Origin of the sequence: Bacteroides sp. AR29, from assembly GCF_900217715.1 — a bacterium.
GTDB lineage: Bacteria > Bacteroidota > Bacteroidia > Bacteroidales > Bacteroidaceae > Bacteroides > Bacteroides uniformis.
In genome coordinates this window covers 1-9047 of the sequence record NZ_OBMS01000042.1, presented here as the reverse complement: position 1 = coordinate 9047, position 9047 = coordinate 1, and the positions used below count along the sequence as shown (strand labels likewise).

Here is a 9047-nt window from a genome sequence, read left to right as displayed (position 1 = left end):
ATGAATTTTGTATGTCAACCCTCCACTGAAATATTTCATCCTCTGCATTTCCACCTGCACATGCAGATGCTTGAACAACAGATAAGTGGCTCCCAAGGCAAAGTCCTTGGAGTCATATTCCGCTATCATCCTTAACTGCGGATGAAAGGACGGATTGTAGGTGACACCCAATGCAAAGCCATTCAGTTTGTACTCCTTGCGGTTGTTGTAAAGGTAGGAAAGATGGACACCGATCTCCTCCTTACCCGCAACGGGTATATGCTTGGAGGCGGCAATATAGAAACGACTGTAATAGCCGTTACCTTCCGTGGTGCCGACCTGGCCGCCGCCGGAGGAAGTGAACGGGTCGGACGTCCCCAGCACGACAGCCGGCATGTATTTCCAGAACTGCCCCTCCTTCAACACACGCAGACGGGCGGAAAAGTAGCGGTCCTGGTTCGTGAATCCGCTGTATCCGTATGGCTTCAATCCTAACGCCTCCGCCTTGAAGAGCGTACACGTGTAGGCCACTTCCAGAAAGGGGAAGATGGTGACATTTAGGAAGTAGTTGTAGGTATGATAGTACCAGGTGGGCGGTGTGAGCTCCTTGTTCAAGAAGTTACCGCCAACCATGAAAGTCTTGTCACGCTGCATCTCCGCAGAGGGCGCATGCAACAGCCCGGTCGTACCATACGTCAACTGGGAAAAGGCCGAAAGGGAAAGGCTGCAAAACAGAACGATAAAGAATAGCTTAAACTTCATCATCACATATAAATTCAGTCGCTGATAAAAAATGGATTGCTTTATGACATGCATCGGACATAGTACCAAAAAAAGGCGTCTGAGTCCCAGACGCCTTCATTTTTAGAGTCTATTTGTCACTTGGAGTATATTATTCCAGGATAACTACGCGGTTCAAGAAGTTCTTGCCGAACATATTGGCAGTACCACCGAATCCAACGAGTTCGAGCTGGTCTTTGTCAACACCCTGAGCAATCAAGGCATCGTAAACAACCTGAGCACGCTTTTCAGACAGCTTCTGGTTCCAAGAAGCGCTACCGGTAGCCTTGTCGGCATAGCCTGCAACCTTGTACTTCTTGTCCGGATTAGCCTTCAGAATCTTGGCTGCCAGTTCGATGTTAACCTTGCCATAGTCGTCCAGACGGGCGCTGCCAATCTTGAAGAAGATGGCACGCGGACCGGCAACTTCAACTTCCTTGGTCACTTCCTTAACTTCAGGTTTAGCGTTGGCCAGTGCATTCTTGCAGTTAGCCAGGTCAGCTTGAGCCTGAGCCAGTTCACTTCTATATCTGTTGATTTCTGCATTGACTGCGTCTTCGTCAATCTTAGAAACCGGAACGAACTTCTTACCGCCGAAGATGTAGCTAACGCCTGCGGTCAGCATACCTGTACCTTCAGCCTTGCGATGGCTGCTGATGTTACCGAAAATGGACGGAGCGATGGCACCGCGAGCTTCTACGTCAATGGCCCACTTGGTGTTGATATTGAACTTCAAGCCCAAACCGGCAGAAGCGCCGATACGTGCACGCATTTCAGCTTCACCGGCAGGAGCCATAGACTGCGAAGTACCGTCAGCATTAATTGTAACATCCACATTTTGAGATTTTGCTACAGAAATTTGAGGTCCCAAGAAACCGTAAACTTCAAAGAAACGGTTAGGATTAGCACCGGCAAACAATGTAGAAAGATTGATCATTGCATCAATGTTACCACCTACATAAGTCTTGTTGTGTTCCCAATATGCATCATCCAAACACAGATGCTGAGTAATACCGTTTACCTGAGCACGTACCCCCCAAGTCGGAGTAATCAGCTTACCAACTGATACGCTGAAATGCGGAGCAATCTTATTGAAACCGTCATTGTTGATGGCGTGGATACCACCACCTACACTGACAAAAATATTATCGCTCCATTTCGGAGTGTAGTAGTTCGTTTTTTCCTGTGCATTCAGATTTGCTGCACAAGCGCCTGCCAATAGTAAGGAGGCTATCATTAATTTACTTTTCATTTTCTCTTTAGTTTAAGATAAATTACAACTAAAACTTCTATTAATCAAGTTCACCAACACCACCACCGGCATTGCCTTCACCATGACCATGACCATGACCGTGGCTATGACCGTGACCGGGAATATCTTGATTTTCATGAACATATAATTCAGAAGTTGTATAGTCATCAACCTTGATAGAGCCTAAAGCGTCAGCATCAGCCTTAGTCACAGCTTGTTTCACAACATTATACTCAGTCGTTACAATTGTATAAGTTATAGAAGCCGTTGTTCTTGAGTTAGCATAAACAGAATACTCACCATCTTTTGTTGATTCAACATGTTCCGTATAGGTATTTTCAAGCGTATTGAAGAAAGATTCAATAGCAGCACGTTCAATAAGATCGTCTGTGTTGATCTTTTTTGAACCTTCTACAACTTTGGCACCGCTCTTTTCTACATAAGTAAATGAAGGGATAGAATACCAATAAAGTTCATAATTATCCCACACTTTTTCTTTTGTTTTTTCATTTGTAGATGTAGCGGGTACTGCAACAATCTTAGTCTCAGCATCTTCTTCCTGAAGAATGATAGTCGGAGTCAGAGTAGCAAATTGCCCAGCTTGCAAAGCAGGAACCTTAACTGTAATAGTTGTACTCAAACCATTATAAGAAGCTGTAACATCAACACTCTTAGCAGCCAGAGTAGGATTACCAGTAAATGTCAACTCTGCAGGTGCGATAGTGGCTTGGCCAGTTACATCAGTAGTAACACCATCCTCTATAGCAAGCACAATCGGACTAATAACAGCTTGTGCATTAGTAGGAGTTACATTAACGTTGAACTCTTCCTTCTCACAAGAAGTTAAAGTTGTAGCTAAAGCTACTACGGCTAACGCAAATACTGCACTTATGCCGTTTAAGAATTTAATCTTTTTCATCTCAATTAATTAATTAAAAATTTAACAATTCTGACTTAATAAAATATGGGTTAAAACTATTTTCTTCCATTATATTGTCACTAACTTCCGCTTTATACTGTCTATAATAGTACCTTTCATTACCTGCATTATAAACAATGCCCATATTAGCAGAGGTATTCACACGAGGTATATATCCTTTCCTTTTATATTTATAAGGAGGTAATGCCACTTGAAATCGGAAGCCTCCATTCATCTTTGCATGTTCTGCTTTCATTGCATAGAAACCAATCGAACAATAGCGAAAATGGCGAATCATTTCAAATTTAGCACCTTTCTCCTTCAACAAATACTGTTCTGCTTTCAGATTAAACTGAGTATTAAATTGCGGCCAATAAAAGCTACCGCCCAAAGACCAAGTAACAAGTGCTGTCGAAGGATCATATACATAGCGAAATCCGCTCCAATATCCCATTCCTGTATACCCAATCCGAGCCATTAAGGAAAAGCGTTCATCCTTAAAAGGGCGATAAAATTCGGCGTCCACTCCATATTGGTTAGCACTAAAACATCCCACAGTCACTTTACCAAACACATTATACGGTAATCTAAAACGCTGTGAAATTGTAATATGTCCTGGATGAACTTTATCTTCAAACCTTCCATACCCATCATTATAAACCGGTATTTTCAACTGTGCCGTTAATTTCATACCTTTCCATAACGAAACTTCTATCGCAGGACTCAAATCAAACAAGACCTGGTAAATCTGTGTAATCACCAGATTCTTGAAAGCTAATTGGGGATACACCAATACATCAATCTTAAACAAAGAACTATTTTTCAACTTTATTTTCCGTGCATTTTCCCAAGCATCGCCCAATTCATAGCTCACATTCCAGTCATTACGCTCCGCTTGAGGCACCGAATCCCCCTTTAGGGGACAATAATAAAGAGAAATTTGGGGTACATTATTGTCCAGAACTATTATCCGACATGACTTTTCTTCCGGAAATGACATTATATACTTTACATTATGTTTGATATGATATACAGTTTGCTGAATATCAATAGCCTTTTATGTTTATTTGTTTTTTTTCAAACAATAAAGTATCTTCCTCTTGTTTGCTATTTAATAGTTAATTGTTACTGGCTTATTATTATATTTGCCCTTTTAGCAGTACTGTATTGTGTGGTGTAAATGTTTAATAATTAATAAATTGAATACAAAAAGTAAGAATGGAAATAATTTTGGGAATTGAGAACTTGTTACTATTTTGTTACTACTAATAATAAACTGTGTATTTTTATTAAAAGAATATGAAAAAGCTATTGAAAATAAAAGAGCCAATAAAGGTGAGAACAAAAAAGTTAGTAAATGGATGTCAATCCATATATCTAGACATATATATGAATGGAAGACGACAATACGAATTCTTAAAGTTGTATATTATCCCTGAACATAATCAAGCTGACAAAAAACGAAATGTGGAAACGCTAAATTTAGCAAATGCGATTAAGTCTCAGAGGATTGTGGAAATACAAAATCAAGCTTATGGATTTAATCGTAACAGATTGTCCGATGTGAAGCTGACTGACTATATGAAATTAGTAGCAGAACAAAGTGTAAACAATAAGGTGCGAAAAAGTACAATACATGCTGTCGTATGTCATTTGAAAAGATATACACCGAATGGAATATTGTTAAGGAAGGTAGACAAAGCCTATTTATTGGGGTTTATAGATTACTTGAAGAGAGCAAAACAAATACATAGTCAAAAAGAAAAAATGTTACATGTTAACACCCAACTTTATTATTTGAAGATGCTACGTTATTGTTTGAACTGTGCTGTCTATGAAGATTACATAACTGTTAACCCAATGGATAAAATAAAGAATGAGGATAAGCCAAAACGTTGTAGAACAGAAAGGGATTATCTCACAATAAAGGAATTAACCAGATTAGTTCATACTCCTTTTTATAATACCTTATTAAAAAAAGCATTTCTATTCAGCTGTTTTTGTGGATTGAGACATTGTGATATTATTGCATTGAGATGGGAAGATATACGTTATGATGAAAATGGAAATGCACTATTGAATATCATTCAGAAGAAAACGAAAGAAGCCATATCGCTTCCACTCAGTTCAGAAGCTATAAAACATTTGCCAAACAGAGGAAATGCCCAAGAGACGGAAAAGGTATTTGCCGGATTGGTCTCATTAGGACGGAGTAATGAAATTTTGCATAGATGGGTCGAGCAGGCTGGGATATCGAAACATATAACCTTTCACACAGCACGCCATACACATGCAACAATGATGCTGACGTTGGGAGTAGATTTATATACAGTCTCCAAGTTATTGGGACATACCAATATACAGACAACACAAATTTACGCAAAGCTTGTGGATGAAAGTAAAAAGAAGGCCGTCGCTTTGATTCCTAATATAACATAAGAGCTAGTTGAATTCGAAATACAATTTGCCATTTTGTATTTTTAGTCATCACTTCGTGTTCCTAATTCACTTAAAAGATATTAGGAGCCTAATAAATGCTGCTAAAACTCATTATGTAAACTGTAAGTGTCATTGATTTGTTGATCTTTGATTAAAAAATGATAGATATTTTTTATTCATGCAAATAATTGCATTCCTATTTTGAGTTATTGGCGTTAAAATGAAGAATACTGAACATCAGCTGCTTTGGCTCCCTAAAATGGATTTTAAGATGAATGGAGGGCTATTTCAAAGAAGTGGTTTATCATTTTATGAAAAAAACTGTTTTTCTACCGAGAATAAGTTAATATCTTGTTTGCTAGATATTGTATTTTTGTTTGCCGGATATTAACTTGCTACATACAAAAAACAAGTCCTTTAGAGAAAGTATTACATAAATATCTGTATAAATGTAGGGTATTTGTATTTTCATCCTTATTTTTTTGCGGATACTTTTTCTATTTTTTCTTTTTCGCAAGAAAAGTAGATTAGTAGAAATTGCTAAAAAGTGACTATTTGACACAAAATATAACATTCTATATGACAATTGTACATCGTTAATTCAAAAGTTTTAAAATGGTAATAGACTTCATATAAACATTCAGGGGCTTTGTTAGAAGCTTTTGAAGAAAAAACGAGATTATTTCATCTTTTCATATAAAATTCTTTGGTATTATTAAAAATGTGTCTATTTTTGCACCATATTTTGTGTTATACGGACACGAAAAATGGTTGAAAAAATGAGGTATAAAAACTCTAACATAAGAAAGTGCCTAAATACTAAAACAATAGCACAGTGTGCAGCGTTCTTTTTATACTGTTTGCTCCCTTTAAAAGGAATTTGCCAAACGGGGGAAAGTACTGTAGATGCTTTAGTGAAAATGGGATTTGAAAATGTTGGATGGACAGAAGATGGCAATGAACGTGTTTATGTTCTGCAAAACTCTGCATATCGTTTGCAGGGTGTAGGCATAGGTAAGGCGGTAGATATTATTCAAAAGATGGGTTTACCGGAAGAAAAGTCATGTCGGATAATTGTTCTGGACAATAATGTACCCCAAATTTCTCTTTATTATTGTCCCCTAAAGGGGGATTCGGTGCCTCAAGCGGAGCGTAATGACTGGAATGTGAGCTATGAATTGGGCGATGCTTGGGAAAATGCACGGAAAATAAAGTTGAAAAATAGTTCTTTGTTCAAGATTGATGTATTGGTGTATCCGGAATTCTCTTTCAAGAACGTGATTATTACGCAGATTTATCAAGTTCTATTTGATTTGAGCCCTGCAATAGAAATTTCGTTATGGAAGGGTATGAAAGCCACAGCACAAGTGAAGATACCGGTTTATAATGATGGATATGGGGCTCGGGAAGGAAAGGTTCATCCGGGTTTCTTGACTCTTTCACAACGTTTTCGATTGCCTTATAACGTTTTTGGTAAATTTTCAGTAGGTTATTTTAGTGGCAACCGATATGGTGCTGATGTAGATTTCTTTCGACCCTTTAAGGATGAGCGCTTTTCTTTGTTGGCAAGAATAGGATATACGGGAGCTGGACGTTGGGACGGATTTAAGTTCCAATATGATCCTTCATTATGGCGTGTGACGTGGTCTTTGGGTGGAAATTTCTATTGGCCGCGATTTAATACACAGTTCACACTGAAAGCTGAACAGTATTTGTTGAAGGAAAAGGGGATTAAATTCGATATGATTCGTCATTTCCGTTATTGCTCAATCGGTTTTTATGCCATGAAGGCAGAGCATGCTAAAGCGAATGGAGGATTCCGGTTTCAAGTGGCATTGCCTCCTTATAAGTATAAAAGGAAAGGATATGTACCGCGTGTGAATACTTCTACCAATATGGGTATTTCTTATAATGCAGGTAATGAAAGGTATTATTATAAGGAATACAAGGCAGAGGCAAGTGATAATATAATGGAAGAAAATAGTTTTAACCCATATTTTATTAAGTCAGAATTGTTAAATTTTTAATTAATTAATTGAGATGAAAAAGAAAAGTTTTTTAAGTGGCGTAAATGCTAAATTAGCATTGGCTACAGTGGCTTTGACAAGCGTAATGTTTACAAGCTGCGAAAAAGAGGAATTTAATGTTGCGCCAGTAGAATTAGAACCTGCAAGTGCTACGGTGGCAATTACTGTATATGATTTGGCTGATGGCTCTATCGTAGAGGGTGCAAGCATTACAGAAAATGGTGCTGCTATCGCAAGCAATCCTTTTGTAATTCCTGCTGGTGCAGACGGTAAGATTGCTGCTGTAACAAGAACTTTTGCTGCAACAAAAGTAGACTATTTGGGCGGTGAAGGCCAAGCTGTTGTTCCTGCTTTGAACAAAGGACAGTTCGCTTTGATTCCGGTAAGCATTTTTATGCAACAAGAATTGAATGCAGCTAAGGATGTTGAGGTTAAGCAAGACGAAGAGTCAGTTGAACCTACTGAAGAGCCTAAAACACAAGAAGGTGGTAAAAATACTGGTGATAAGGCTAAAAATATGGATTTTACATATAAAGCAAAAGTTGGTCAGGAAATTACTAATCTTCCTGCTGTAAATGCATATATTGATGCTCTGCCTGCTACAAAAGCATTGTCTGATGCTGATGTAAAGAAAGTGTTGAAAGCTTTGGTTAAATCTTATAGCCCGGGTATTACAGAGGTAGATGCTACTAAGACAGTTTTGGTTCCTGCTCAGACGCTTGTAACGTTGAATACTGTTACTGAATACGAAACTTCTGATAATACAATTTCTACTATTGTAGATGGTAAATTGTATACTATTCCTAATGTGAAGATTAAGAAGGTCGTTAGGACAGTTGTAACTCCTTCCTTTACTCCAATAAATCATGGTCATGGTCATGGACATGGTGGTGATAACAATGCCGGTGGTGGTATCGGTGACGGTGCAGCTTACTAAAATCGTTTTAGTTAGTATTTAATTTAAAACTAAAGGAATAATGAAAAGTAAATTAGTAATAGCCTCCTTATTATTAGCAGGCGCTTGTGCAGCAAATCTGAATGCACAAGAAAAAACGAACTACTACACTCCGAAATGGAGCGATAATATCTTCGTGAGTGTAGGTGGTGGTGTCCACGCTATCAACAATGATGGTTTCAATAAATTGGCTCCGCATTTCAGCGTATCAATTGGTAAGTTGATTACTCCGACATGGGGTGTACGTGCTCAGTTCAATGGTGTTACTCAGCACTTGTGTCTGGATAACTCATATTGGGAACATAATAAGACGTACTTTGGTGGTAACATTGATGCAATGATCAATCTTTCTACATTGTTCGCAGGCGTTAATCCTAACCGTTTCTTCGAAGTTTATGGATTCTTGGGTCCTCAAGTGACTGTTGCAAAGTCAGCTAATGTGCTGATTCAAAACGATGGAACAATGATTCCTGATGGAGATGAAAAGGCTAGAGCACGTGTAGGCGCTTCTGCTGGTTTGGGCTTGAAGTTCAATATCAACACTAAGTGGGCCATTGACGTAGAAGCTCGCGGTGCCATCGCTCCGTCTGTATTCGGCAATATCAGCAGCCATCGCAAGGCTGAAGGTACAGGTATGCTGACCGCAGGCGTTAGCTACATCTTCGGCGGTAAGAAGTTCGTTCCGGTTTCTAAGAT

The 9047-nt window shown here is 38.6% G+C and carries 7 protein-coding genes and 1 pseudogene; 4 read left to right on the top strand and 4 right to left on the bottom strand.

The features are described from left to right. From CSD97_RS18285 to CSD97_RS18270, 4 genes and pseudogenes are all read right to left on the bottom strand, one after another. A partial coding sequence (locus CSD97_RS18285; RefSeq protein WP_098032882.1) for a YjbH domain-containing protein occupies window positions 1-744 on the bottom strand: 744 nt, incomplete at its 3' end. A 127-nt stretch (window positions 745-871) separates the two neighbouring features. After that, on the bottom strand, window positions 872-2011 hold the full coding sequence (locus tag CSD97_RS18280; RefSeq protein ID WP_098032881.1) for an OmpA family protein: 1140 nt from the start codon (window positions 2009-2011) through the stop codon (window positions 872-874). Window positions 2012-2051: 40 nt separating this feature from the next. Beyond that, window positions 2052-2930, bottom strand: a complete 879-nt coding sequence (locus CSD97_RS18275) for a DUF3869 domain-containing protein (protein WP_098032880.1) — start codon at window positions 2928-2930, stop codon at window positions 2052-2054. A gap of 13 nt (window positions 2931-2943) precedes the next feature. Then, a pseudogene (locus CSD97_RS18270) lies at window positions 2944-3921 on the bottom strand (hypothetical protein); the annotation flags it as partial. A gap of 308 nt (window positions 3922-4229) precedes the next feature. On the opposite strand from CSD97_RS18270, the gene CSD97_RS18265 reads away from it, so the two are divergent. The 4 genes from CSD97_RS18265 to CSD97_RS18250 all read left to right on the top strand — a co-directional run. Next, on the top strand, window positions 4230-5369 hold the full coding sequence (locus CSD97_RS18265) for a site-specific integrase (protein WP_098032879.1): 1140 nt from the start codon (window positions 4230-4232) through the stop codon (window positions 5367-5369). 779 nt (window positions 5370-6148) lie between these two features. After that, window positions 6149-7396: a hypothetical protein gene (locus CSD97_RS18260; protein ID WP_098032878.1), complete on the top strand. Its 1248-nt coding sequence runs from the start codon at window positions 6149-6151 to the stop codon at window positions 7394-7396. Between the two features lie 13 nt (window positions 7397-7409). Then, complete coding sequence (locus CSD97_RS18255; protein ID WP_098032877.1) at window positions 7410-8333, top strand: DUF3869 domain-containing protein; 924 nt, start codon at window positions 7410-7412, stop codon at window positions 8331-8333. Between the two features lie 40 nt (window positions 8334-8373). Then, on the top strand, window positions 8374-9047 hold a 674-nt coding region (locus tag CSD97_RS18250), incomplete at its 3' end, for a porin family protein (RefSeq protein ID WP_098032876.1).

Bases quoted from the DNA above. Each gene is read 5' to 3' on its own strand.
- CSD97_RS18275 (WP_098032880.1), bottom strand. From the start codon at position 2,930: ATGAAAAAGATTAAATTCTTAAACGGCATAAGTGCAGTATTTGCGTTA.
- CSD97_RS18265 (WP_098032879.1), top strand. From the start codon at position 4,230: ATGAAAAAGCTATTGAAAATAAAAGAGCCAATAAAGGTGAGAACAAAA.
- CSD97_RS18280 (WP_098032881.1), bottom strand. From the start codon at position 2,011: ATGAAAAGTAAATTAATGATAGCCTCCTTACTATTGGCAGGCGCTTGT.
- CSD97_RS18260 (WP_098032878.1), top strand. From the start codon at position 6,149: ATGAGGTATAAAAACTCTAACATAAGAAAGTGCCTAAATACTAAAACA.
- CSD97_RS18255 (WP_098032877.1), top strand. From the start codon at position 7,410: ATGAAAAAGAAAAGTTTTTTAAGTGGCGTAAATGCTAAATTAGCATTG.